Genomic DNA, 25392 nt, shown 5'->3' with positions numbered 1-25392 from the left:
TCCGCGAGGTCGCGGAGCCTACCCGCTCCCCGGGTGAAATCCGGCCCCAAGCAACTATTTCCGCAATGGGGCGATAATGGGAGCAGGACCCACAGCACGTCCAGAGGACCGGGGCCCACGGGCCAACCCGTCCGGGGATGGGATAACTCACATGACGAGCATCAACAGCTACAAGGTTCGGTCAGGCGACACCCTTTCGGCCATCGCCAAGCGCAACGACACCACCGTCGATGCGCTGGTGAAGGCCAACGGCCTCAAGGACGCCAACCGCATCAGCGCGGGCCAGGTCCTGCGCATCCCCGACGGCTTCGACACGAAGCCGACGAAGCCGGCGGAGACGCGCGCCAGCAGCTACACGGTGCGCTCGGGCGACACCCTGTCGGGCATCGCGAAGCGCACCGGCACCACCGTCGACGCGCTGGCGAAGGCCAACGGCATCAAGGACGCCAACCGCATCAGCCCGGGCCAGGTCCTGCGCATCCCCAGCGGCACCGGGACGCAGCAGCCGGTGGACTCGTACAAGCCCGAGACGAAGCCGACGACGACGAAGCCCACCACCACCCCGCCCTCCGACACCAAGGGCACCACCGCGTCCCACGACCTGGGCACCCTGAGCCGCAAGTACGAGGCGCAGGGCCCCGGCACCGTGTCCACGGGCGCCGGTGACGCGGGTGGCGTGTCCTACGGCTCCTACCAGTTCGCCAGCAAGACGGGCTCCGCGCAGGAGTTCGTCAACGGCCTGAAGAACACCTACCCCGAGTACTACAAGGCCCTGGCCGGCAAGAAGCCCGGCAGCGCCGAGTTCAGCGCCGCCTGGAAGGACCTGGCGAAGAAGGACCCGGAGGGCTTCTTCAAGGCCCAGCACGACGCCATCAAGCGCACGCACTACGACCCGGCCGTCGCCGACATCAAGAAGACCACGGGCCTGGACGTCACCACGCGCTCCAAGGCGCTGCAGGACGTGGCCTGGTCCACCTCCGTCCAGCACCGAAACAACTCCGACGACATCTTCAAGGCCGCCATGAAGGGCAAGGACCCTTCGAAGATGAGCGACGAGGAGATCATCAAGGCCGTCTACGCCGAGCGCGGCCGCCGCAACAGCAGCGGTGAGCTGGTGCACTTCACGCGCAACTCGCGCAAGGTGCAGGAGAGCGTGGCCAACCGCTTCCAGAACGAGCAGAAGGACGCGCTGGCCATGCTCAAGAAGGAGCAGGCCGGTGGCACCACGAAGCCGGCCACCCCGGAGAAGCCCAAGGATACCAAGCCGGTGGAGGACACGGCCCCCACCACGAAGACGGGCCAGACGGAGCCGAAGAAGGTCAAGGTGCCGTACTACAGCCAGTTCGAGGCGGGCCACGGCTACACCCCGAGCGACACCGCGTGCTTCAAGGCCGCCGTCGCCATGGCGAAGTCCGCGGGCGCCACGGTGACGGGCCCCGACAGCCGCATCCAGGTGGCCAAGAGCGAGAACGGCAAGGGCCAGGTGACGGTGGACTCGAAGAAGGCCGCCGAGGGCCGCAAGTACATCGACTCGCAGCTCGACGCGGGCAAGCCCGTGGTGGTGGGCGTCAGCCACAAGGACTCGAACTACAACGCGGACGGCCTCACGGACCACTTCGTGGTCATCACCGGCCGCGGCGTCGACGAGAAGGGCCGCACCTACTACACCTTCCACGACCCGGGCACGACGCAGAAGACGAAGGGCGCCGACACCAACCCGAACAACCGCTTCTACGTGGACGACAGCGGGAAGATGTACCGCCCGGGCAAGGAGGCCTCCGGCTACGTCACCGACCGTCGGTTCGAGGTCGCCATGGTCCGCCGCAACGCCTGATTCACGCTGAAGTCATAGGGCCCCTGGCACACGCCGGGGGCCGCGGCGACTGAAGCCGCGCGTCAACCCCACCGGGCCTGGCGCGCGGCTTCTCGCATTTTCAGAAGTCGCTCCGAAATCGTGTGGCGGGAAGCAACTTCGCGGCGGTGGGTCCGAAAATCCCCATGTAAGCCGCCCCCCTACTTTGCCCCAGGAGCGCCCCCATGAACTCCCCACGCATCGACGTCCGCCAGCCCGTCTATACGTCCTCGCCCACCACGACGCAGGCCTCGGGGCTTCCGCAGGGCAGGGACGCGCAGCTCAACCTCCAGCAGCTCTGGCCGTACATCGAGAAGTACGCGCAGAAGTACGGCGCCGACCCCAAGGTGCTCGCGGGCATCGTCGCGCAGGAGTCCTCGTTCAAGAACCACGGCGTGCACCGTGACGGCACGGGCCACGGCCTCATCGGGCTCGACGACAACGGCCTGCTCCCCTCCTTCGAGAAGTGGTCCGGCATGCAGGTGGGCCGCGGCGCCAACGCGAAGACGATTCCGCCCGAGAAGCAGATGGAGTTCCTCGCCAAGACGATTGGCGACCTGACGAAGAAGCACGGCAGCAGCCTGGCCGCCGCGCGCGAGTGGCACCGCGGCGCCGGCGCGATGAACGACGCGCGCGGCTACGACTACCAGAGCAAGATCCAGAACCACATCAACACGCTCTTCCCGGGTGGCAAGACGCCGACGGGCGGCAACACCCACGTCCCCGACACCACCGTGCCGGGCAGGGACAACACCCCGCCGGGCGGGAAGCCGGGCGGCACCGAGTCCCCCGGCTCTCGCCAGCCGGTGACGGACTCCGACTACAAGATCAAGAGCGGAGACACCCTCTGGGGCATCGCCTCGCAGCTCAAGGCGAAGGGCATGGAGGGCTCGCACTGGGACATCATCAAGCAGATCCAGGCGCTGAACCCGAAGATCACCAACCCCAACCTCATCATGGCGGGTGACACCCTCAAGCTGCCGGGCGTGGCCGGCTCGGACCAGAGCAGCTTCGCGCCCGGCGCCAGCAAGCCCGGCATGGTGGACCTCAACCCGGGCGACAAGGCGCCCTCGGTGGGCGGCACCGCGCCGGTGACGGGCAACGGGAAGGTGGACGCGAGCAAGGTGCCGCAGATCAGCCAGTACAACCCGGCCGGCAAGGACGGGAACTACTGGAACGGCCCGGCCAACTGCGGCCCCACGTCCATGGCGCAGATTGCCCGCGCCGTCGGCTACGGCCAGGGCATGACGGACGCCCAGCTCATCAACCACCTGGGCAAGATTGGCGGCACCAGCGGCAACGGCACCGACGTGAACGGCATCGCGAAGATGGCCAGGGCCATGGGCAAGGACTGCGTCACCAAGGGCCCCGGCGCCAACGTGGAGTGGATCGCCGAGCAGCTCAAGCAGGGCAAGCTGGTGGTGGCCAACGGCGACTACCACGCGATGCCGCCGCACCAGAACGAGGGCCGCACCTCCGGCCACTACGTCACGGTGGCGGGCATGGATGCCAACGGCAACTTCATCGTGCGCGACCCGGCCGACGCCAACGTGAAGACCATCACCCCGGAGCAGATGCGGCACTTCCTCCGCTCCAACCCCAACGGTGGCTACCAGATGGCCATCGGCTGAGGTTTCACAGTCCAGGAAGGGTCTGTTTTTCGTGGACCGACATCCGCATGATGCCGGTCCATTTCATTTCCGCACCCGAGGCGAAGGATGTCCCAGAGCAATCAGCCCCAGCGCAACACGTGCATCTCCTGCAAGCAGCCGGAGAGCGCGGCCGTGGTCGGCTCCTCGTACATCTCCAACGGCGACAACGGGATGATCGTCCGGTTCTGGATGTGCGACGACTGCGCGATGAAGTACGGCCCGAGCCAGGGCCCCATCGACATGGACGACCCCACGAAGCCCGCCGAGCGCCGCTGAGCCCGCCGGAGCTTCGGGTGGGAGGCGCCGCGCACACCCCGTGAGGGTGGAGCGCGCCCGGGGGCGGGGCATGGAATACAGGGGCCCCGCCTCCGTCGGAGAAGACATGAACAGGCTGCTCGGCATTGCCTCGCTCGTCCTCGCTTCCGCGGCGCTCGCCGTGGCCCTCTGGGGCCCGGGTGGGAAGAGCGCCCCCTCCCCTGTCCCCGCCCTCCAGGACGCCCCGGTTGGCGCCACCCCCGCCGACGTGGAGGACCTGGAGCGGAGGGTGCGGGCGCTGGAGGACACCACGCTGGGGCTGTCCCGCCGGCTGATGGCGCTGGAGCAGCGTCCGGTGGTGACCGCGGACGGAGGCGTGGTGGCCGGTGCCCCGGCGGCGCTCACGGCGGAGCTGGAGCAGCTTCGCGAGGAGGTGCGCGGCCTGATGGCGGGCGAGGCGCTGAACTCCGAGGGCGGGCGCGCCTTCCTGAAGGACGCGGTGCGCGCCGCGCAGGACGAGATGCGCGCCGAGCAGCGGCAGGCCCGCCAGCAGGAGTGGATGCAGGCCCAGGCCCAGGCCCAGACGCAGCGGGACGAGCGGCTGCGGAAGTTCGTGAGCGACGCGCGCCTCGACTACAACCAGGAGCAGGCGCTGATGCGCCGGGTGCAGGCCGAGGACGCGAAGCGCCAGTCGCTCCTGCAGGAGGTCAGCGCCGGCACGAAGAACCCGCGCGACGTGCGGCAGGAGCTGCGCGCGGAGCGCCAGCGGACGGACCAGGAGATGAACGCGCTGCTCGACGAGTCCCAGCAGGCCCGGTACCAGGAGATGCGGCGCGAGGAATGGCGCGAGGAGCGCCCCCGGGGTGGTGACCGGGCCGGCGGTGGGCAGCCGTAGGCCTCAGCCGAACGGGGGGCGCGCGTCGTGGGAGATGACGAGCACCTCCTCCGGCCTGCGCTCCGCTCGCGCGTGGGCCAGCAGCGCGCCCAGGTTGTCGGCGCACTTCACGCCGGCGGTCTCCAGCGTCACCTGCTCGCGGTACGGATAGAAGAGGTCCGTCTCCCCCAGGCTCTGCTCCGCCCAGCGCCGCCAGCCGGACATCGTCCGGCCCCGCGCGGGCTGCAGGGCCACCACCTCGTAGCCGAGCGGCGCGAAGGCCCGGTGCAGCCCCACCACGGTGGCGCCCGTGCCGAAGCCACACACCACGCTCCTCACGTCGGGGAACGCGTCGCGCACCCTGTCGCGCAGCAACGTGGCCCACGACTCCACGCACTCCACCAGCGCCCCGTTGGCGAGCTGCCGGGGCCAGCACCAGCCCTGGTGCTCGTAGCCCAGGGCCACCTCCCAGGCCTCGGAGAAGCCCCGCACGGTGCGCACCTCGCCGCCGAAGCCGTGCGAGCGCAGGTAGGCCGTGCCCATGGCGTCCGTCACCGCCACCACCGGCAGCCCCCGCTCCCGCCCCAGCGCGTCCAGCGCCAGCGCGGTGGAGGCGCCCGACAGCTCCACCAGCCCCCTCGCCTCCGCGGGCACCGACTCCAGGTAGCGGGAGAAGGTGAGGTACTTGAGGCTGCCGGCGGGGAGCGCTCCCCCCCACAGCACCACCGGGCCGCCAGGCCATGGACGCGACAGGGGAAAGACGACGCGCATGCGTGCACCTCCAGCCGCCCAACCTCCGCACCCGGGCCCCCTGGCGCCATTCGCACGCGCCCCCCGCTGTCAGCCCGTGGACCGGAAGTACGCCTGTCCGCTCTCCAGGGACACCATCCCCCGCCCCCGGTCCAAAGGGAAAGGCCTCGGAGGGCCGGCGGCTGTGCGATAGTGGGCGGAGAACACTCCATGCTGCGCCGCCTCCTTCCCACGCTCGTGGCCCTGGGTTGTGGCCTCCTGGCGCTCGCCTGGGGGCTGGTCAGCCTCCAGCGCATCTTCCACCAGGAGCGCGAGGACGCCCGCGCCCAGATGCGCTCGCGCCGCGAGGCCCTGGAGCACACCGCCGCCGAGTCGCTGCGGCAGAGCCTGAAGCGGCACCTCGAGGAGAACATCCCCGCGCTCCACGCCGCGGTGGGAGACCCGCTCGCCCCGGCCGAGGGCTTCTACCTCCTCTTCCGCGACCGGCCCTTCCTCCCCCGGCTCGACCGGCCCCGGACGGACACCCTGACGCCCGCGCGCGAGACGTACGGCTTCCTCGCCTTCCACCTCAGGGACGGCTCACCCGCGGGCCGGTGGGACCCGCGGCTGACGCGGCTGCGCGCCGTGGAGGCGGCGCTCGCGACCGGGAACTCGCGGGCCGCCACCACGCTGATGGAAGACCTGCTGCGCTACCACTCCGCCAACCCGCTCTCCCCGGTGCAGGAGCTGCCCTTCATGCTGCTGGTGGTGGAGCGCCTGCAGCGGGGCCCCGCCACGCTGCCGCTGGTCCGGGCGCTGCTGCGCGAGGGCCTGCCGGAGGACTTCGGCGGCTTCGCCCGCGGGGCGGGGCTCCAGCGGGACCTGCTGAGAGACGTCTCCCACTTCAGCCAGGTGGACTTCAACTTCCTCCACGAGCGCATCGTCCGGCTGAGCAAGCTGATGGACGAGCCCATCGACGACTTCAACGCCCGCGCGGCGGAGATGGGCGCCGGCATGTTGATTCCCCCTCCCGCGCTCGCCATCGTCGGGCCCACCCTGCTGGGCCAGCAGTGGTACGTGGAGCAGCGGGACGAGGCGGTCTACGGCATCTTCGTGAAGGACCTCGACGCGCTGCTGCTCCCCATCGCCGAGGACATGCGCGCGCGCCGCCTCCTCGATGCGAATGACCGCCTGCGGCTGGAGCTCGAAGCCTCGGCGCAACCCCTGAGCACGCTGCAGATGGCGGTGGACATGCCGCAGTGGACCCGGGCGGAGGCGGACATCGAGGCGCGCTACGGGCTGAAGACGGTGCTGGTGGCCGTGTGCGGCTTCCTGGCGGTGGCCATCTTCGCGCTGTCGGTGGTGTCGCAGCAGCGCAAGTACCGCTACCTGGAGCTGAAGAGCGACTTCGTGGCCACCGTCTCGCACGAGCTGCGCACGCCGCTGGCCTCCATCCGGCTGCTGGGCGAGACGCTGGAGCGCAAGCTCGCCCAGGCCCCGGAGATGCGGGACTACCCGGCGCGCATCGTCCAGGCCGCGGACGGGCTGCACTTCCTCGTGGAGAACATCCTGTCCTTCAACCGCATCGACAAGGGCCGCTGGAAGCTGCGGACCTCGCGCGTGCGCCTGGAGGACCTGATGAAGCCGCTGCGCGACGACCTTGCCGGCGCCACCACCGAGCCGGTGGAGCTGACCACGGACGTGGGCGACGCGGAGCTGGAGGCGGACCCGTACCTCCTGCGGCTGCTCTTCTCCAACCTGGGCCGCAACGCGTGTGTCTACAACCGGCGCAGCCCGGTGGCCGTCTCCGTCAGCGCCCAGGTGATTCCCGGCCATTTCTGTACCGTGCTCTTCCAGGACAATGGCGTGGGCATCCCCGTGAGCGAATGGGAGAACGTCTTCCTGGACTTCTACCGGCTGACACAACCCGGCCCGGAGGTCCATGGCAGTGGCCTGGGACTGGCGCTCTGCCGGAAGATCATGAAGTTGCACGGCGGCGACATCCAGGTGGCATCCTCCGGGCCGGAGGGCACCACGTTCGCCCTGACCTTTCTCGAGCCCCCTCGATGACGACCGCGACCCCGCCTCCGTCCACCCGTCCTTCCATCCTCATCGTCGAGGACGATGCCCACCTTCGTATCGGCCTGCGGGACAACCTGCAGGACGAGGGCTACGTGGTCTCCGAGGCCTCCTCCACCCGCGACGCCGAGCCGCTGTTGCGCGAGCGCGAGTTCGACCTGCTCCTCCTGGACGTGATGCTGCCGGGCGAGGACGGCTACAGCTTCTGCCGGCGGCTGCGGAGCCAGGGCGTGAAGAGCATGGTGATGATGCTCACCGCGCGCTCGCTGGAGGACGACATCCTCCGGGGCTTCGAGGCGGGCGCGCAGGACTACCTGACCAAGCCCTACCGGCTGCGGGAGTTGCTGGCCCGGGTGCGCGCGCTGGTGCGCCGGGCCGGCACGCCGCCTCCCCAGGTCGTGGCCTTCAGCGGCTTCACGCTGGACCTGGGCCGGCGCGCGGTGACGCGGCCGGACGGGACAGACGTGGAGCTGACGCGCACCGAGTTCGACCTGCTGGCCTATCTGCTGCGCAACAAGGACCGGGCCCTGCCCCGGGGGGAAATCCTGGACGCGGTATGGGGCCGGGACGTGGTGGTGGACCCGCGCACGGTGGACAACTTCGTCTCCAGCCTGAAGAAGAAGCTGGGGTGGACGAACGCCTCCGGCTTCACCATCCACACCATCCGGGGCGTGGGCTACCGGATGGAGGTCACCTCGTCGCCCTGACGGAACCATGATGGAGAGATGGCCGAGCCACGGCCATCCCGCGGTGCCGGCCCGCCAGGCTCCCCGGCGGGACAGGGCGCTCCGAGCCACGGAGCGCGCAACGCGGAGGTCTTCCGGCATGCATCAGTCGGCCACCAGGCGACGCCGAGCGGGGTGCCATCGCCCCGGCATGATGTCCATCGAAGCGCGGGGAGTGCTCATCGCGGTGCTCTTCGCCGCCGCGTGCTCCTCGAAGACAGGTCCTGACGAGGCCGGGCCCGGTGCCCCACCTGAGACAGCGCCGGACAGCGCCTTCGTGGACAGGTACATCCTCGCGCGCAACGCCCCGCTCCCGCACGATTGCACCACGAACCCGGAGGCCATCCACTGCGCCCCCTTCGAGCCCTTGCCGCCACTGGAGCTGCTGGAGGGCCCTCCCATCCAGTACACGCCCGAGGCGGTCGCGGCTCGCGTGCAGGGAACGATGCTCGTGAAGTGCGTCATCACCCGGACGGGCCGGGTGCGGGACTGCAGGGTCATCAAGGGCCTGGAGCCCATGAACGACGTGGTGGTGAAGGCCCTGCTCGCCCGGCGCTACAAGCCGGTGGTGGTCCAGGGCAAGCCGGTGGACTTCTCTTTTGTTTTCACCATCCGGCTCACCTTGCCCAGGTAGCCCCGCGGAGCCGTGCCGGTTGCCGGCCGGCCCTGGAGCCACCGGGCGAGCATCATGACGGAACCGTGACCAAGAGATGGACGACTCACCGCCATTCCGCCGCCGCGACTTCGTACTTTGAATCCTGCGTGGACAGGGCGCTCCAGAGCCATCAGCCCACGCCGGTGCCGGTCCGTGAGGTGCGGCCGTCCACCGGGAGCGCCCTTCCTTGGAGGAGGCATCCGGTATGTTCAGGTCCGTCATCGAGCCGAAGCGAGCAGGGCGTCTTGGCACTGGCGTGTGGGTCTCCATCGGAGTGCACGCGGCACTGTTCGTCGCGGTGCTCTTCATCTCCGCCCGGCCCTCGGAGCCCCCCGACGAGCCGGAAAAGGAATACGTCCTCAAGCTGAGCCAGGGCCCCAACCTGGCCAAGGGCACTCCGGCCCCCGCCGCGCCGAAGGCCGCGGCCGCGCCCAAGCCGCGTCCTCCCAAGCGGGACCGCATCCCCACGCAGGTGCAGCCGCTGCCCGCGGATCCCCAGCCCGTGGAGCCCGACCCCGGCCCGTCCGACTCCGGCGACACGGACGAGTTGGCGAATACGGGAGGCGAAGGCGTCGTCGGTGGACACCCGGATGGTGACCCGAACAGCACGGCCATCGGCGTGCCGCTCATCCCCGGCCTCACGGGCGGCATGGGCGGCACGGGCACGGAGGTCCTCCCCTTCGGCTCGGGCATGACGCCGCCGGTCCTGCTGGGCGGGCAGAACATCGACTACACGCCCGAGGCGCGCGTGGCCCGCGTGGAGGGCACGCTCATCGCCAAGTGCGTCATCACCGTGGACGGAAGCGTGCGCGACTGCCGCGTCATCAAGGGCCTGGCGCACATGGACGCGGCCGTGGTGGAGGCCCTCCACAGCCGCCGCTACCGGCCGGTGACGTTCCAGAACAGGCCCGTGAGCGTGTCGTACGTCTTCACCATCCGGCTCAAGCTGCCCCGGTAACGCGCATCAGAGGTCGTAGCGTCCCGCCTTCGCCGCGGGGACCAGCACGTGCTCGAGCACGTAGGCCTTGATGCGCTGGCGGGAGGCATCCTCCATGGTGAGCATGAGCTGGGGGTGCACGCGGGCCCCCACCTCGAAGAGCACCGCCTCCATCAGCATGCCGTCCTGGGCGATGACGTACAGCCGGTCCAGCGTGGGGTCCGACGACTCCGTCTTCCCCTGCTCCCGCTGGCCCACGTGGACGGCCAGCGCGGAGCCCAGGCACTCCAGCTCCTCCACGGAGTTGAAGTGCTCCTCGGTGGTGCCGGTCATCTCCTGCCGGTGTGACGGCTCGCCCAGCCACAGGGCCTTGCAGTTGGCGAAGGCGAGCCACGCCGGGTCATGGTTCGGGTCGAACTGGATGGAGACGCCGTTGGCCGTCCGCTCCGCGTAGCCTCGCGGGACGATGGTGTCCTCGAGAATGACCAGCCCGAGGCTCGCGTTGTTGCGGAAGAACTGGCGGATGACGGGGTAGCGCGGGTTGAGCGTCAGGCACCACGCCCACGCCTCCAGCGCCTCGTCGAAGCGCTCCAGCCGCGCGAGCGCGTTGCCCATGAAGAACCAGGAGCGGTGGTCATCGGGGTTGATGGAGAGGGCCTTGCGGTAGTGCCCCAGCGCGGTGTCCGCGTCCCCGGCGAAGTAGGCCGCGTCCCCGCGGAAGTTCCAGGCCACGTAGCAGTCAGGGCACACCTCGGTGGCACGGGCGTAGAGCTTCCCCGCCTCCTCGTAGCGCCGCGCCTCGAAGTGGGGCTCGGCCTCGTCGAGCAGCGCCCGCGCGCGCGGATTCTCCGGCCACTCGCGGATGACACGCTCGCCGCCCTCCACCACCACGCGAGGGAACTCCACGGCCTGCACGCGCTGCGGCCAGAGCGCGTCCGCCCAGCCGCCCGGCGGTGAGTCCCTGCCCTCCACGGAGTAGGAGACCTTGGACTCCTCCAGGCGCTTCAGAATCTGCGAGGGGGTGAGGTACCGCGGCTCCTCCGGCTGGGAGCGCTGGGCGGTGGCCGGAGTCTTCGTGGCCTCCGCGGGCGGCACGGCGGCGGGCTTCGGCGTCGAAGCGCAGCCCAGGACGAGCACACAGCCGATGACGATGAGTGAGCGGTGCAAGCGGAGGGGCCCTTTCGGTGGAGGCGTCTCCCCAGTCTACGCGCCGGCGGCCAGGTCCTCCCGCACCCGAAATGAAAAGACACGGCCTGTCGAGGACGGGCTGGCCAGGCTGGCCCTCGGGCAGCGTAGCCCGGCCCGGTGGAAAGGCTCGCGCGGAGGGAAGGCCCTCGTTAGTAGCGGGGCGCCGCACCGGGCCAGGGTCGCGGTACCGCGGGCATGGGGACCCGGCCTCTCTGGCCGGAGTGCCGCCGGCCGCGGGTTCCGGGCACGGATGATGTCGAGCACCTGGTACGACGCGGTGGTGGTGGGCGCGGGCTTCGGCGGGCTCGCCACGGCGCTGGAGCTGACGCGGCGGGGCGCTCGGGTGGCGCTGTGCGAGACGCTGAACTACCCGGGCGGCTGCGCCAGCACCTTCCAGCGGGAAGGCCACGCCTTCGAGGCCGGGGCCACCCTCTCCTCCGGCTTCGAGCCGCACCAGCTCTTCGGCCGCTGGATTCGCGAGCACGGCATGGCCGTGACAGTGGAGTGGCTGGACCCCGTGGTGGAGCTGCGCACGCCGGAGCTGCGGCTGCCCGTGCACCGGGACCGGGCCCGCTTCATCGAGTCCCTGTGCGCCCTGCCTGGCGCTCCCGTCTCCGGCATCCGGCGGCTGTTCGCCTTGCAGGCCCGGGTGGCCGGGGCGCTGTGGCCACTGTTCGATGACCCGGAGCTGCTGCCGCCGCTGGACATGAAGGCCCTGCTGCGCCACGCGGGGCGGGCCTTCCAGTACGCGCCACTGCCGCGGTGGATGGGGCGCCCCCTGGGCGCGGTGCTGGAGCACCTGGGACTGGCGGGCTTCACGCCGCTGCGCACGTATCTGGACGCGCTCTGTCAAATCACGGTGCAGTGCGGCGCCGCGGAGGCGGAGTCCCTCTTCGCGCTGGCGGCCATGGACTACTACTGGCGGGGCACGGGCCATGTCCGCGGCGGCATCGGCCGTCTCGCGGAGGCCCTGGCGCGGGCGGTGGAGCACGGAGGCGGCACGGTGCTGCTGGCCAACCGGGTGAAGTCCCTCACGCGGGTGCCTGGAGGCTGGAGCGTGTCCGCGCGAAGGGGCGAGCTGCGGGCACGGCACGTGGTGGCCAACCTGCTGCCGCGCGGGGTGACGCGGCTGCTGGGCCTGCCGCCCGAGCAGCTCCCCCGGCTGGGCGCCCTGTCCGAGCGCATCGAGGAGGGCTGGGGCGCGGCGATGCTGTACCTCGTGGTGAGGGCACCGGAGCACGGGGACGGCGGCGCGCACCACCTGGAGCTGGTGCGAAACACGAGCGCCCCCTTCATCGAGGGCAACCACCTGTTCATGTCCATCAGCGGCGAAGCGGACGAGGGCCGCGCGCCAGTGGGGCACCGCACGGTGACGGTGTCCACGCACGTGCCGCTGAAGGCCCTGGCGCGCATGTCCGCGGAGGACCAGGGGCGCTACCTGTCCGGCATCCAGGAGCACATGCACCAGGGCCTGGAGCAGCTCGCGCCCGAGTGGATGGCGGGGCTCACGCACACGATGACGGCCTCACCGCGCACGTACCAGCGCTTCACCCAGCGAGAGGGCGGCGCGGTGGGAGGCGTGCCCCGGCGCGCGGGGCTGGCCAACTACCGGAACCTGGGCCCCATGCAGGTGATGGACGGGCTGTGGCTGGTGGGGGACTCGGTGTTCCCCGGCCAGAGCACGCTGGCCACGGCGGTGGGCGGAGTGCGCACGGCCGCGAGCATCGCCTCGCGAAGCTGACGGCAGCGGGCGCTGGCACGGAGGCTCCATGCGAGCGCCCAGGCGCGCTGACTCCGGCTCAATCCACCATCGCGCCGCAGGAGATGTTGACCTCCGTGGAGGTCATGGTGCGGGCGCGGTCCGACGCCACGAAGGCCGCCACGTTGCCCACGTCGGCCAGCGTCGCGGCCCGGCCCAGCAACGTGGCCCGCTGGATGCTCGCGGCGATTTCGTCCCGCCCGGGAACGGACCCGGGAATGGACTCGGGCACGCCCCCGGTCTTCAGGGTGACGACGCGGATGCCATGCGGCCCGAGCTCGCAGGCCCACTGCCGGCGAAGCCCCTCGATGGCATCGAGCGCGACCTTGAAGCCTCCCAGCCCGGGGATCGTCTGCGGCCCGGAGCCGCCGAACGTCAGGATGACCCCTGACCGGCGCTTGAGCATGTGCCGGACCGCCGCCCGGGTCGTCAGGAACTGCGTCCGCATCGCCTGGGTGATGGGCTTGAGGAAATCCTCGACCGATATCTCCATCAGGGGCAGCTGGACGTCCCCATACCCGACGACGTTGAACGAGATGTCGATGTGTCCGGCCTCCGCGACCACCGCGTCCGCGAAGGCGTCAACGCTCCGCGGGTCCAGGGCATCCACGATGGCGGGTTCCACCACGCCGCCCTCGGAGCGGATGAGCGCCGCGACCTTGTCGAGCTTTTCCCGGGTGCGTCCCGCGAGGAAGACGCGGGCCCCTTCGCGTGCGAAGGCGCGGGACACCGCGCCGCCGATGGGACCGCCCGCGCCGTAGATGACGGCGACCTTGTTCTCCAACAGCATGTTCAATCCCCCAGAGGCACTTCGAGACGGAGCCCGGCCCCACACTCCATCTCCTCTCGGCCCCCCCTGCGGCATCTCGCCGCGAGCTATCGCTCACTGAATGACAATTGCAAAGGACCGCGAGAAGGCCCGGGCCTCTCGCGCGGGCTCGACAGCTCAGGCACCCCGCGCCTCGACAGAGCCGCCCGCGGTGGGAGGCACGGTGCGCGCCGAGGAGGCCAGCTCCGCGAGGATGCGAACCGCCTCGCGCGCCGCCGCTTCCGGCCGCACGCTCGTGTCGGAGATGCCGGCAATCAGCCGGGTGATGTCATGGTCCACCCTTCCCTGCCGGCCCCACGCCCGCGCCGGGGGCGCGCTGAGGTACGCGGAGAAGGCATGGTGTCCGGAGCCGGGACGCTCGCCGATGACGTGCACCAGCGCCCGGGGCGCCTCCTCCTCCGGGTCACCCAACAGCAGCTCGCCCACCTGGTAGCCCGCGCGCACGCGCCCGTACTTCACCACCAGGTGCTCGGGCGCCACGCGCCAGCCCGCCGCCGCCAGCTCGCGCCGCAGCTCCGTCAGGAAAGGCAGCAGGTGCCCCTCGTCCATCAGCGAGCGCGCATCCAGCCCGTCCGAGATGACAATCTGCGCATCCCACTGTCCGGCCTGCCGCAGCCGCAGCGTCCGCACCACCAGCTCGGAGGCCGCGTCCAGCCGCTCGCCCGAGGGCGGGTGCAGGATGTAGTCGCGCCGGTCCTCCGAGCACGTCCGCAGCGCCACCACGTCCGGCAGCCGCGCCACCACGTCCTCGGACAGCTCCGACCAGATGCCCGCCTTCGCGTCCTCGTACAGCGCGCGCAGCTCCCGCTCCAGCGACGGCTCCAAATCCCAGACCCGGGCCCCATGTCCCACGGCCAGCGGCACGCCGCGCTCGCGCACCGCCGCCATCTCCCGCTTCGCCTCCGCGAGCACCTCCGCGTCCGGGCGCGTGTCCCCCTTGCGCCGCCGGTACTGGAGGTACACCCACGCCGGGTCGCCGAAGTGCTCCGTGGGCCGGCCGCTCGCGTCGATGACGCCCAGCTCCTGGAAGAAGGCCCACATCCGGTCATCCACCTCGAGGCCGAACTTCTCCCGCAGCCGGACGTGGTCCTGGAACGCCGTGGTCAGGTAGCTGAGCATCGGGTCGTTCCGCGTGGGCAGCGCCATCAGGTAGCCGGGGCCCGCGGGCGCCACCTGCTCCAGGCACCAGCTCAAATCATCCAGCGACACGTCCATGTGCAGCGTGGAGCACACGTCCAGGCCAATCATCAGCCCGTGCAGCTTGCCCATGACGATGTCTTCCAGGCAGCAGCGCACGAGCTGCTCACGGGTGCGGAACACCTCCGGCCCGATGAAGCCCGCCACGTCATTCACGTGCACCCACGGCTCCGGCGCCCGCCCCGCCCCGAGCTGCGCCAGCGCCACGCGCGCCTTCAGCGCCCGCGCGAAGCCGTACTTGCGCGACTCGTGGATGAGCATGTCGCAGCCGTGGTGGTGTCCGTTCGTCGCGTCCGCGCCCTGCCCCGTCTCGAAGTAGAGGCCGTACTTCCCGGTGCGCCGCGCCGCGTACGCCACCATCTTCTCAATCGTGACGTCGAAGGTGCGGTTGGCGGACTCGTTGCCCGCGAGACTCTGGAACCAGATGCCGGTGGTGCCCGGCTGCCGTGCCTCCACCTGCGCCTGCACGTCGATGTGCGACAGCACGCAGTGAGGCATCACCTCCGTCAGCCCGAAGGTGACGAGGATGTCGTGCAGCGCCGCCTCCACCGCGGCCACCGACGCGGGCGCGGAGGACACCGGGTTGGTGCCCAGCACCACGTCGCCCACCGCGAAGGACCAGCCGTTGAACACCTGCCAGCGGATGTCGTCCGGGTGGTCCGTGGGCGAGTTGGGCTGGATGCGCGCGCCCAGGTAGCCCTTCGCGCCCAGCCTGCTGCCCGGCAGCGGGTGGAAGATGCGCGCCCCCACCGCCGTCAGCTCCGCGTCGCTCATCAGCTTCACGACGCAGGCGATGACGTCGCTGCCCAGCCCTCCGAGGATGGCGTGCACCTCCGCCTCGGGCGCCGTCAGCAGGAAGCTCTTGAGCTGCCCCAGCGTCCACTCCGCCAGCCGGGGGAGCAGCGCCACGTCCAGCCCCTCCAGCATGAAGGCATGGAGCCGGTCCTCGAAGGGCGGATGCGCGTGGAGGTCGCCCAGCTTCGCGCGGGACAGCAGCGCCCGGGCATTGGCCCGTGACACCTCGTCCGCCGCGGCGATGCCGAGGGCCGCATCCCCCTCCTTGAACGCGTTGGCCGCGCCGAGCACCTGTTGGTACAGGCGCGGGTCGAAGGTCCCCTGGACCCGGTGGATGTACCCGAACACGTCCTCGCCGGTGAGGACGTCGCGGAGGCTCACGCTCATGGCGCCGGACAATGTATCCGGCGAGCCATTCCGGAAGCCATGCAGGTGTTTCGCTGTCACCTGCGAGACGTCTGCCCGCCTGTTCCGTATCCGCGGAGCCGGGTCACCGCGGTCCCACGCTACTCGTCCAGCAGGTCCGACCAGAACCCCACCAGGCGCCCCACGTCCGCCGGGGCCGCCTGCCGGTCCACCTCCGCGTGGGAGATGAGTGGCGTGGCCAGCACATGCACCTCCGTGTGCGGCCGCAGCGCCTGGCCCAGCAGCGAGGCCTCCATGGAGGGAATCACCGTGTCCCCCTCACCGTGCAGCAGGTAGACGGGCGAGCCCGGCGGCGGCGAGCGGGCCGGTGACATCGACGGGTCCGCGGCGAAGGCCTTCACGTACGGCAGCAGCGTGGGCCCCAGCGCCGCCACGTCCCGGGTGTTCACCTGCCGCAGCAGCGTGGCCGCGGGCTCGGGCAGCTCGGCCTGGAGCGCCCGCGCCCGGGCGAACGTCTCCTCCGCCTTCACCGCGTCGGTGAGCGTCAGGTGCGAGGCCCGAAGGAAGGTGCGGATGCCCGCGCGCAGCGGCTCCACCTGCTCGGGAGGCACCAGCCGGTCCGCCACGTTGAGGAGGATGACCACCACGCCGTAGTCGTGCGGCGACAGGCGGCTGCCGTCGGACAGCTCCCCGGTGCACAGGAAGGCCAGCACCCGGGGCAGGTCTCCGTGCCCTCCGAACGAGAGCGTGGCGGCCACCCGCTCCTTCAGCGCGGGCCGCCCCGCCGCCACCACGGACAGCCCACCGGAGAAGCTGATGCCGAACAGGGCCACCTTCCCGTCGGGCGCGAGGTCCTCCCGGCCCGCGGCCCACGCGGCGGCGTCCTCGATGATGTCCGGCAGGCGCGGGGTGATTTCGTAGCGCAGCAGGTCCTCGGGCTCGGGGGTGAGCACCGCGTGTCCTCCCGCGGCCAGGTCGCCCGCGAGCTTCACCAGGCGCGGCTCGTCGATGCCGTCCGCGTGGACGCCCGAGGTGAGCACCACCGTGCGCCCCCGCCACCCGTCCACGGGCCGGTAGAGCCGGGCGCGCACCGGGCCATGCCGCGTGGGCACCCGCAAGTCACTCACGTCGAAGGGCACCGTGTGCCAGCGGGACAGGGCCTCGGCGGCCTCGCCCTTCATCCCCGCGGCTCGCACCACGAAGGACAGGCCGCGCAGCCAGTCCGGCCCCACCCACAATGCCACCGCCAGCAGCGCCACCAGCGACGCGCCCACCGTCCTCCGGACGGCCCGGTTCATTGAAGCAGGTGCTCCACGAAGGTGCACAGGCGGTCCCTCTCGAAGGGCTTCTCCAGCAGCCCCCTCGAGTGACGGCCCACGAACTCGCGCGCCTGCGCGGTGAAGGCGCCGCCCGTCATCAACCCGGTGCGCAGCGCCAGCTCCGGCGCCTGCCGCTCCAGCTCCATCACGAAGTCCATCCCGCTCATGCCCGGCATCATCAGGTCACAGAGGATGGCATCGAATCGCTCTCCGCTGGCCAGCAACTGGAGCGCCTCGCGGGCGTCCTGGACGGCGCGGACCTCGTAGACGTCACGCACGAGGCGGCTCACCGCGTTGCCCACGGAGGGCTCGTCGTCGATGAGCAGCAGCCGCCTGCGGGGCGCCACCCGGCACGGCGCGCACGCGGGCGCCCCCTCGGACGAGGCCGGCGCCTCCGCCACGAGGGCCGGCAGCACCACGCGGAAGGAGCTGCCCCAGCCCGGCGCGCTGGTCACCTCGATGCGCCCGCCCATGGCCTGCACGAGGCTGAGGCCGATGGACAGCCCCAGCCCGGTGCCCTCGCCCACGGGCCGGGTGGTGAAGAACGGGTCGAAGATGCGGCGCTGCACGTCCGGCGGCATGCCGTGCCCGTTGTCGAACACCTCCAGCTCCACCTGGCCGCGGCCGGCGCGCAGGGAGACGCGCACCAGGTTCTCCTCCACGGCCCGCTCCGGCAGCGCCTGCAGCGCGTTCACCAGCAGGTTGACGACGACCTGGCTCAGGCGCAGCTCGTTGCCGTGGACGCGCGGCACCGGCTCCAGCGAGCACACCAGCCGGGCGCGGTGCGACAGCTCGTTGCGCACCAGCCGGAGCGCGGCGTCCACCACGCGGGCCACGTCCACCGGGCCATGCCGGTCCTCCTCCGCGCGGGCGAAGGTGCGCAAATCCCGGACGATGGAGCGCACCCGCCCGGCGCCCTCCTCCGCCTCCGCCACCACCTCGCGCAGCTCCAGGAGCTGCTCCGGACTCAGCTCCGGCTGGGACAGCCGCTCCCGCAGGAAGGAGATGTTGGAGATGACGTAGGCCAGGGGGTTGTTGATTTCGTGCGCCACGCCCGCCGCCAGGGTGCCCACGGAGGCCATGCGCTCGGCCACCAGGAGCTGCGACTCCAGGCGCTTGCGGTCCGTGATGTCCCGGATGACGCCGACGAGGAACGCCTCTCCGTCCGTGCTGGTGAACGGGGCCTTCTTCGTCACCACGATGTGGCCCCGGCCCTTGGGGTTGGTGAGCGTCTCCTCGTTCTCGTCGGGCTGGCCGGAGCGGAAGACCTGCTCGTCCTTCCCCCAGAAGACGTCCGCCTCGTGGGCGGGGACGAAGTCGTAGTCCGAGCGGCCCAGGAGCTGGTCCGCGGAGGTTCCCATGACCTGACAGAACGCGCTGTTGACGGCGATGAACCGGTGCTGCCGGTCCTTGACGAAGATGGGGTCCGGCACCGCGTCGAGCGCGCTGCGCAGGAAGTCCCCGGCGCGGCGCAGGGAGTGGACGTCGGCATCCGCGCGCTCCGCCGCCAGGCGCCGCGTCAGCGCCGCCATCCTCGCCCCCCAGTTCGAGCCGGGAGGGAGGACACACTCGTCGGCGCCGGCCTCGGCCAGGGCCTCCGCTTCCATGGGCGCGCGCCGCGTCAGCACCACGAGGTGCGTGCGCGAGGCCACGCGGGACACATGCAGCTGGCGGCAGGCCGCGACGGCCTCCTCCAGCGGGCCACCCGCGTCCCACGCCACGAGCAGCCCCTCCGTCACCGAGGTGGCGGACAGGGACGAGACTCCGGGCACGCGCAGCACGTGACAGGGCCGTCCGGCCACGGACTCGCGCAGACCCCGCTCGATTTCCTCCGCTACCGCGAAAGGCACCGCCACCAACGTCGCGTGCACCGCCGTCACTCCCCGGCCCGGAACAGGCCCTGCCTTCCGTCTTGCAGACGCGGGGCCACGCTCGAGATTGCAGCGTCCCCGGGCGAAACGGTCAACGCCGGCCCGGTTTTCAACATTCAAACCGACTTCCGGCGGGTGGCGTCTCGGACCCGCCGGGTCGCCGTGGCCACCACGCGGGGGCCCACCCGGCAGGTGGGTAGGAGAGCGCAGCGAGCGCAGTTCTCCGGCACCGGCCGGGCCGGGCAGGCGCCGCTCATGCCGTAGTGGCACAGGGCGAAGTCGTAGCGGACGGGGTCGGCGGCATCCAGCGCACGCAGGGAGGCGGTGACCTCCTCGGCGGTGCGCCATGTCAGGTCCTTGCGCCGGGTGAGGCCCAGGTGCTGGGAGATGCGGCCGATGTGGGTGTCCAGGGGGATGAGGAGCGTGGCGGGCGGCACGCGCTTCCAGATGCCGAAGTCCACCGCGTCGGGGCCGCGCACCATCCACCGGAGGAAAAGGTTGAGCCGCTTGGCGGCCCCCGTGCCCAGGGGCGAGGGCAGCAGGTGGTGCAGGCCCCGCTCCGGGCCCAGCGCGGCGCGCAGCGCGTCCATGGGGACCTGGCGCAGGGTGGTGGTGAAGGCGTCCAGCGCGCCGTGCAGCGTGCCGCGCGCCTGGAGTCCCTGGACGAAGAGGGCCTCCAGGCTTCCGTGCTCGCGCAGCGCGCGGCCCATGCCGAGCAGGAGCACGGCGACGTCGGTGCCCACGTTGAAGCGATAGACGAAACCGGAGAGCAGCGACGCGGCGCCGGAGACGTCGAGCGCGCGGACGAAGGCGGCCGGCGAGGGCCCCATGCGACGGAGGAGCGCGTCCACCTTGGGGCGGAACAGGTCCGCGCGCCCGTAGGCCAGCGAGGCGGCGAGCAGGGCGCTGACCTCGATGTCGCGCGCGTCGGTGTAGCGGTGGGGGAACTCCACCGGGTCGAAGCCGATGCGGGCGCGCGCGTCGGTGGAGGCCAGGAAGGCGTCCAGCACCGGGCGCAGGCGCTCGGCCCCCTGGGCGGTCAGTCCGGTTCCGCGGGTCACGTCGGGGCTCCCAAATGCTCCTGGAACGGCGGCCTGCCGCCCGGGCTTCCCGACTCTCGCCGGTGCCCGGAGGCGGAGCAACGGGAACCCGCCCCCCTCCCTCCCCGCGGGAGGAAGGGGGGAGAGGCGCCTGCTACTGCACCGCGAAGACGAGGTCGTCGTGGTCGTTGTACGAGCCCGTGCCGCACGCGGCCACGCTGCCGTTGTAGCGGAAGCGCGCGCGCACCGCCTGCACCGCGCCCGAGGGCAGCGTGTACGTCGCGGACAGCGTCTGCGCGCCCTTCGCGGTCGGCGTAATCGTGGTGATGTACGTCCACGTCGGGCTGGTGGCGTTCGCCGCGTAGTACAGGTCCAGCTTGTCGGCCGTGGTGGAGTACACCCAGACCGTCGCGTCAATCTTCACCGTCTTGCCCGCGGCGAACGGCGTCCCGTCCGTCGTGGACACCTTGATGCGGTCGTTCGACTCGTCCGAGTGGTACGTGCCCGACAGGCCGTCCGCGCACGAGCCGTTGATGGTGTTCGGCGTGTTGACCTCGGGCCCCAGGCCGCCGCGGCCGTTGAGCAGCGTGCCGGAGTCACACGAGGACGACACCGAGAGGCACCGGGGCGCCTTCAGCGTCGAGTCGTACCCCGCCGTGCTGGTGCTGTTGCTCACCGTCACCGTGACGCTGCTGCTCGTGGCCGAGTTGCCCACGCCGTCGTACGCCCGCGCCGCCACCGTGTGGCTGCCGTTGGCCGTGGAGGCCGTGTCCCAGGCGAAGTTGTAGGGCGAGGACGTCACCGAGCCCTTCACCTGCCCGTCCACCAGGAAGTCCACGCGGCCGATGCCCGAGGCGTCCGAGGCCGTCGCGGAGATGGTGGCCGTGCCGGTCACCGTGGCACCGGACGCGGGCGCCGTCAGCGCCACCGTCGGCGGCGTGGTGTCCGTCACATTCACGGAGCCCTTCGCCAGCTCGGCCACATAGGCGGCGGCGACCTTCGCGAACTTCAGCGCGTGGTTCGCGTTGTTGTTGCTGCGCGCCAGCGTGTCGTTCACCGTGTGGATGGACGGGTTGTACTGGCTCATCAGCGACTCGAACGGAATCGAGGCCGCGAAGCCCGCGTTCGTCCACGACGCGTGGTCCGAGCACGCATAGCCGCACGTCGAGTTGGACCAGGTGATCTTGTTCGGGTCGGTATTGAAGTACGTGCTGATGAGGTTGGTGATGAACGAGTTCTGCGCGGCGTTGGTGTAGTCCGTCATCATCGCCACGTCGATGGTCGAACCCTGGTAGTTCGTCATGTCGAGCTGCAGTACGCCCACCACGTTGACGGCGTTGGCCTTGTAGGTGTCGGCGATGTTCTTGGAGCCGCGCAGGCCCACCTCCTCGGCGGCGTAGGCCATGAACTTCACCGTCCTCTGGGGACGGTAGCCCTGCACCATCGCCATGCGAATCACCTCGGTGAGGGTGGCGATACCGGACGCGTCATCGTCCGCGCCGGGCGCCGTGCTGCCCGAGCTGGTGGAGTCCAGGTGCCCGCCGAGGACCACGACCTCCGACGGCAGCGTGGTGCCCTGGATGGTCATGATGACGGACGGCTGGGTCGTCACGGTGGACGGGTGGGTGTAGAGCTCCACGGTGACGTCGGTGCGCCCGTTCGCCAGGCTCTCCCAGTGCGACTTCAGCCAGTTGGCCGCCGTCGTGCCCGTCGACGACGTGTGGTAGCGCGTCGTGTAGCTGGACAGCTGGGTGATGGTGTTGCGGATGTTGGGCTCCTGGAGCCCGGCCACCAGCGCGTTGACCGTCGCGGCGTTGTCCACCGTGTAGGTCACCGCCAGCGAGCTCATCGCCTGGGCCGCCGCCGTGTTGTCCATCGAGGCCAGCGCCGAGGCCTCCGTGTCGTGGTAGATGTAACCGCCACACCGGTTGGCGCGGTCATGCATCGCCCGGGAGATGAGGTTGAGCTGGGACTCGCGTACCCGGAACGCGGTGACCTCACCCTTCTGACCGACCTGCTCCGGCGCCGCGAACCCGGAGCCGACCAGCGTCGCGTTCACGATGTGCGCGACATCCGAGCCGACGGTAATCCAGACCTCACGGTCCGCCGGGGCCTGCGCCTCCGGAACCGACGACTCAGGAGCCTTCGCAAACGCCGAGACACAACCGAGCACCATGACGACTGAAGCCAGGCGCTTCATGTTCATACGCTTCTCCACTGCCATGCGGGGGGACGACTCTGCTGCGGACCTGAAGGCACGTGAATTCCGGCCCTCACCGCGAGTGTGTCATTTCTCGCGATAACAAGGAAATTGCGTTGGTCCTGAAACAGCAGCAGGCCGTCCGCCACCCGGCCGGAGTACGATTTGAACGTTGCTAACGCGTCAGTTCGCGCACGGCGTGGCCCAGCTCCGGGAGGATGAGCGCGTCCATGGCGAGGCGGACGGCCTGGGGCGAGCCCGGGAGGGCGAAGAGAATCATCCCCTGATACGTGCCCGCGGTGGCCCGGGACATCATCGCCGCGCTGCCCACCTGCCGGTACGACAGCATCCGGAACAGCTCACCGAACCCGGGCAGCTCCTTCTCGAACAGCGCCTGGAGCGTCTCCACGGTGCTGTCGCGGCGGCCAATCCCCGTCCCACCGTTGAACAGCACGGCCCGCGCCCCCGCGGCCCGCGCCGCCTCCAGCGCGCCGCGGATGGCCTCCGGGTCGTCCTTCACCACCGTGTACCCGGCGATGGAGTGCCCCGCCGACTCCAGGGCCTCGCGCAGCACCCGCCCGCTCTCGTCCTTCGCGGCGTCCCGGCTGTCCGAGCACGTCACCACGTAGGCGCTCACGTGCACCGGCGCCCGCGCCTTGTGCTCCGCCGTCACCTGCGAGCCCGCGCCCCCATGGTCATGGTCATGGCCGTGCGGGTGGTGATGGTGGTGCTCGTGCCCGTGTTCATGAGCGTGGTCGTGCTCATGGTGCGGGTGCCCGGGCCCATGCTCATGGTGGTGGTGCCCGTGGGCGTGGTCATGCTCATGGGAGTGCCCGTGGGCGTGGTCGTGCCCATGACCGTGGTCATGGTCATGGTCGTGGTCGTGTCCCTCGTGGGCCATGGCGGTTGCTCCGGTGCGCGCGGGGCGCGTCAGGGGTTCTCGGGCAGGTCGACGACGAGCTCGCCGTTCCGCACTTCGACGGTGACCGTCGGCTGGTCGTCACAGACACCCGGGGAGGTCTCGTTCCTGCCCGAGTCCATGTCGAAGCCCACTTCGTGGCAGGGACAGACAACCATGTTGCCCTCGATGCGGCCGCCCGATAGCAGACAGCCCGCGTGGTTGCACCAGTCGTCCAGCCCCTTGTAGCGGCCCTGAATCTTCGCGATACACACGTTGCGCTTGCCGACTTCGTAGCCGCGCATCTCCCGCTCGGCGAAGTCCGCCGGCCCCAGCTTGATCTTCGTCATCGCGGTCTCTTTTCCCACAATGCAGGCCGGCCTGCACCCCCGTTCCCCGGGCATTACCTTTGCTCCCGTGACTCCAGACGTCATCACCCAGACCGTCGACAAGGCGGCAGTCGCCCAGGTCCTCCGGGACATCGCCCTCCTCCTGCAGCTCGACGGTGAGAGCGGCTACCGCGTCCGCGCGTACGAGATGGGCGCGGACCGCATCGCCGGGCTCCCCCAGGAGCTGGGCCCGCTGGTGGCGGAGGGCCGCCTGGAGAGCCTGCCGGGAATCGGCCCCGCGCTCGCGGAGAAGATCACCGAGCTGGTGACCACCGGCCGGCTGGGCTACCTGGAGGACCTGAAGGCGAAGTTCCCCCCGGGGCTGCTGGAGCTGATGAAGCTGCCGGACCTCGGCCCGAAGAAGGTGGCCACCCTGTGGCGCGAGCTCGAGGTGGGCGGAATCGAGGACCTGGAGCGCGCGTGCCAGGAAGGCCGCGTGCGCCAGCTCAAGGGCTTTGGCGAGAAGAGCGAGGCGAAGATGCTGGAGGGCATCGCCGTGTACCGGCGTGCCCGCGGCGAGCGGAAGCTCCTGGGCGACGTGCTGCCCGTGGCCGAGGCGCTCCTGGAGCAGGTGAAGGCCAGCCCCGGTGTCGTGCGCGCCAGCCTGGGCGGCAGCGTGCGCCGCCGCGCGGAGACGGTGGCGGACGTGGACATCATCGCCTCGGCGGCGGACCCCGGCCCGGTGCTGGACGCGCTCGCCAGCGCCCCGGGCGTGGCGGCGGTGCTGGGCAAGGGCGGCAGCAAGTGCTCCGTGCGCATGGCCGCGGGCGACCTGCAGGTGGACCTGCGCGTGCTCCCGGACGAGGACTACGCCACCGCCCTGCACCACTTCACCGGCTCCAAGGCCCACCACATCCGCCTGCGCAACCTGGGCCACGAGCGGGGCCTCAAGATTTCCGAGTGGGGCGTCCACCGCGAGGATGGGACGAAGGTGCCGGTGGAGGACGAGGCCGCCCTCTACGCGCTGCTGGACATGCAGTACGTGCCGCCCGAATTGCGCGAGGACAACGGCGAGGTGGAGGCCGCGCGCGAGGGCCGCCTGCCCGAGGACCTGGTGACGCTGGAGGACGTGCAGGGCGCCGTGCACGCGCACAGCACGTGGTCCGACGGCAGGAACTCGCTGGAGGAGATGGCGCTCGCCGCGAAGGCGCTGGGCCTGAAGTACCTCACCGTCACCGAGCACAGCCAGGCGGCCATCTACGCCGGCGGCCTGAAGGTGGAGGACCTGAAGCGCCAGTGGGAGGAAATCGACCGCGTCAACGCGGCCGTGCCTGAAGTACGCCTGCTCAAGGGCATCGAGGTGGACATCCTGGAGACGGGCGCGCTGGACTACCCGGACAGCGTGCTGGAGCAGCTCGAGGTGGTCATCGGCTCCATCCACGTGCGGCACGGCATGGACGAGGACCAGATGACGCGCCGGCTGCTCGCCGCGCTGGACAACCCGTGCCTGCACATCCTCGGACACCCCACCGGCCGCCTCCTCCAGAGCCGGGAGCCGTACCCCCTGCGCATGGAGGAGGTGCTGGAGCGGGCCGCCGAGCGGGGCGTGGTGGTGGAAATCAATGGCAAGCCGGCGCGGCTGGACATCAAGGCCGAGTACATCCGCCAGGCCATCCAGCGGGGCGTGAGACTGGTGGTGAGCTGCGATGCGCACCGCCAGGAGGACCTGCGGAATCTGGCCTTCGCCGTGGCCACCGCCCGCCGGGGCTGGGCGCGCAAGCGCGACATCCTCAATACCCTGCCGGCGGACCGCTTCGTCTCCGCGCTGCGCGCGCGCCGGTGA

The 25392-nt window shown here is 70.9% G+C and carries 21 protein-coding genes; 10 read left to right on the top strand and 11 right to left on the bottom strand.

Annotated features, from left to right (window positions below; genetic code table 11):
* The first annotated feature begins 151 nt into the window (after positions 1 to 151).
* The 4 genes from K8638_RS04190 to K8638_RS04175 all read left to right on the top strand — a co-directional run bounded on the left by K8638_RS04190 (position 152) and on the right by K8638_RS04175 (position 4654).
* Positions 152 to 1834: a LysM peptidoglycan-binding domain-containing protein gene (locus tag K8638_RS04190; RefSeq protein ID WP_223753090.1), complete on the top strand. Its 1683-nt coding sequence runs from the start codon at positions 152 to 154 to the stop codon at positions 1832 to 1834.
* A gap of 203 nt (positions 1835 to 2037) precedes the next feature.
* Positions 2038 to 3483 (top strand): C39 family peptidase, encoded by a 1446-nt coding sequence (locus K8638_RS04185; protein WP_223753089.1) that lies wholly within the window; start codon positions 2038 to 2040, stop codon positions 3481 to 3483.
* A gap of 87 nt (positions 3484 to 3570) precedes the next feature.
* Positions 3571 to 3780, top strand: coding sequence for a hypothetical protein (locus K8638_RS04180; RefSeq protein ID WP_223753088.1), 210 nt, complete (start codon positions 3571 to 3573; stop codon positions 3778 to 3780).
* A 106-nt stretch (positions 3781 to 3886) separates the two neighbouring features.
* On the top strand, positions 3887 to 4654 hold the full coding sequence (locus K8638_RS04175; protein ID WP_223753087.1) for a hypothetical protein: 768 nt from the start codon (positions 3887 to 3889) through the stop codon (positions 4652 to 4654).
* A gap of 3 nt (positions 4655 to 4657) precedes the next feature.
* On the opposite strand, the gene K8638_RS04170 is transcribed toward K8638_RS04175, so the two are convergent.
* The gene (locus K8638_RS04170) at positions 4658 to 5404 is read right to left on the bottom strand and encodes a pyridoxal-phosphate dependent enzyme (RefSeq protein WP_223753086.1); all 747 of its coding nucleotides are present in this window, start codon (positions 5402 to 5404) and stop codon (positions 4658 to 4660) included.
* Positions 5405 to 5593: 189 nt separating this feature from the next.
* On the opposite strand from K8638_RS04170, the gene K8638_RS04165 reads away from it, so the two are divergent.
* The 4 genes from K8638_RS04165 (at position 5594) to K8638_RS04150 (ending at position 9779) form a co-directional block, all read left to right on the top strand.
* Positions 5594 to 7432, top strand: coding sequence for a HAMP domain-containing sensor histidine kinase (locus K8638_RS04165; RefSeq protein WP_223753085.1), 1839 nt, complete (start codon positions 5594 to 5596; stop codon positions 7430 to 7432).
* A complete protein-coding gene (locus tag K8638_RS04160) occupies positions 7429 to 8148 on the top strand; it encodes a response regulator transcription factor (RefSeq protein ID WP_223753084.1) in 720 nt (239 codons plus the stop codon). Before K8638_RS04165 ends, K8638_RS04160 begins: the two co-directional genes overlap by 4 nt.
* A gap of 169 nt (positions 8149 to 8317) precedes the next feature.
* Positions 8318 to 8800, top strand: a complete 483-nt coding sequence (locus K8638_RS04155) for an energy transducer TonB (RefSeq protein WP_223753083.1) — start codon at positions 8318 to 8320, stop codon at positions 8798 to 8800.
* Between the two features lie 226 nt (positions 8801 to 9026).
* On the top strand, positions 9027 to 9779 hold the full coding sequence (locus K8638_RS04150; RefSeq protein ID WP_223753082.1) for an energy transducer TonB: 753 nt from the start codon (positions 9027 to 9029) through the stop codon (positions 9777 to 9779).
* A 6-nt stretch (positions 9780 to 9785) separates the two neighbouring features.
* On the opposite strand, the gene K8638_RS04145 is transcribed toward K8638_RS04150, so the two are convergent.
* Entirely contained in the window at positions 9786 to 10925 is a 1140-nt protein-coding gene (locus tag K8638_RS04145) for a tetratricopeptide repeat protein (protein WP_223753081.1), read from the bottom strand.
* 271 nt (positions 10926 to 11196) lie between these two features.
* Between K8638_RS04145 and K8638_RS04140 the strand changes: the two genes are divergently transcribed.
* Positions 11197 to 12687 (top strand): NAD(P)/FAD-dependent oxidoreductase, encoded by a 1491-nt coding sequence (locus K8638_RS04140; RefSeq protein WP_223753080.1) that lies wholly within the window; start codon positions 11197 to 11199, stop codon positions 12685 to 12687.
* A gap of 58 nt (positions 12688 to 12745) precedes the next feature.
* Here K8638_RS04140 and K8638_RS04135 read toward each other — a convergent pair whose 3' ends face one another.
* The 9 genes from K8638_RS04135 to K8638_RS04095 form a co-directional block, all read right to left on the bottom strand.
* Positions 12746 to 13495, bottom strand: a complete 750-nt coding sequence (locus K8638_RS04135) for an SDR family NAD(P)-dependent oxidoreductase (protein ID WP_223753079.1) — start codon at positions 13493 to 13495, stop codon at positions 12746 to 12748.
* Between the two features lie 156 nt (positions 13496 to 13651).
* Positions 13652 to 15913 carry an ethanolamine ammonia-lyase subunit EutB gene (gene eutB / locus K8638_RS04130; RefSeq protein ID WP_223753078.1) on the bottom strand — a complete coding sequence of 754 codons (2262 nt, stop codon included), beginning with the start codon at positions 15911 to 15913 and terminating at the stop codon, positions 13652 to 13654.
* 119 nt (positions 15914 to 16032) lie between these two features.
* Positions 16033 to 17190, bottom strand: coding sequence for a dienelactone hydrolase family protein (locus K8638_RS04125; protein ID WP_223753077.1), 1158 nt, complete (start codon positions 17188 to 17190; stop codon positions 16033 to 16035).
* Positions 17187 to 19082 carry a hybrid sensor histidine kinase/response regulator gene (locus K8638_RS04120; protein WP_223753076.1) on the bottom strand — a complete coding sequence of 632 codons (1896 nt, stop codon included), beginning with the start codon at positions 19080 to 19082 and terminating at the stop codon, positions 17187 to 17189. Before K8638_RS04120 ends, K8638_RS04125 begins: the two co-directional genes overlap by 4 nt.
* Before the next feature lie 116 nt (positions 19083 to 19198).
* Entirely contained in the window at positions 19199 to 20101 is a 903-nt protein-coding gene (locus tag K8638_RS04115; RefSeq protein ID WP_370643919.1) for a TIGR02757 family protein, read from the bottom strand.
* A gap of 175 nt (positions 20102 to 20276) precedes the next feature.
* Positions 20277 to 22328: a M20/M25/M40 family metallo-hydrolase gene (locus K8638_RS04110; RefSeq protein WP_223753075.1), complete on the bottom strand. Its 2052-nt coding sequence runs from the start codon at positions 22326 to 22328 to the stop codon at positions 20277 to 20279.
* Between the two features lie 169 nt (positions 22329 to 22497).
* The gene (locus tag K8638_RS04105; RefSeq protein ID WP_223753406.1) at positions 22498 to 22965 is read right to left on the bottom strand and encodes a molybdenum cofactor biosynthesis protein B; all 468 of its coding nucleotides are present in this window, start codon (positions 22963 to 22965) and stop codon (positions 22498 to 22500) included.
* A 26-nt stretch (positions 22966 to 22991) separates the two neighbouring features.
* Positions 22992 to 23195 carry a hypothetical protein gene (locus tag K8638_RS04100; RefSeq protein ID WP_223753074.1) on the bottom strand — a complete coding sequence of 68 codons (204 nt, stop codon included), beginning with the start codon at positions 23193 to 23195 and terminating at the stop codon, positions 22992 to 22994.
* 57 nt (positions 23196 to 23252) lie between these two features.
* Positions 23253 to 23570 carry a Rieske 2Fe-2S domain-containing protein gene (locus tag K8638_RS04095; protein WP_223753073.1) on the bottom strand — a complete coding sequence of 106 codons (318 nt, stop codon included), beginning with the start codon at positions 23568 to 23570 and terminating at the stop codon, positions 23253 to 23255.
* Between the two features lie 67 nt (positions 23571 to 23637).
* Between K8638_RS04095 and polX the strand changes: the two genes are divergently transcribed.
* On the top strand, positions 23638 to 25392 hold the full coding sequence (gene polX / locus K8638_RS04090) for a DNA polymerase/3'-5' exonuclease PolX (RefSeq protein ID WP_223753072.1): 1755 nt from the start codon (positions 23638 to 23640) through the stop codon (positions 25390 to 25392).

Source organism: Myxococcus sp. RHSTA-1-4 (genome assembly GCF_020037125.1).
GTDB lineage: Bacteria > Myxococcota > Myxococcia > Myxococcales > Myxococcaceae > Myxococcus.
The sequence above is the reverse complement of the archived record's forward strand: the minus strand, read 5'-3'. Positions and strand labels throughout refer to the sequence as shown.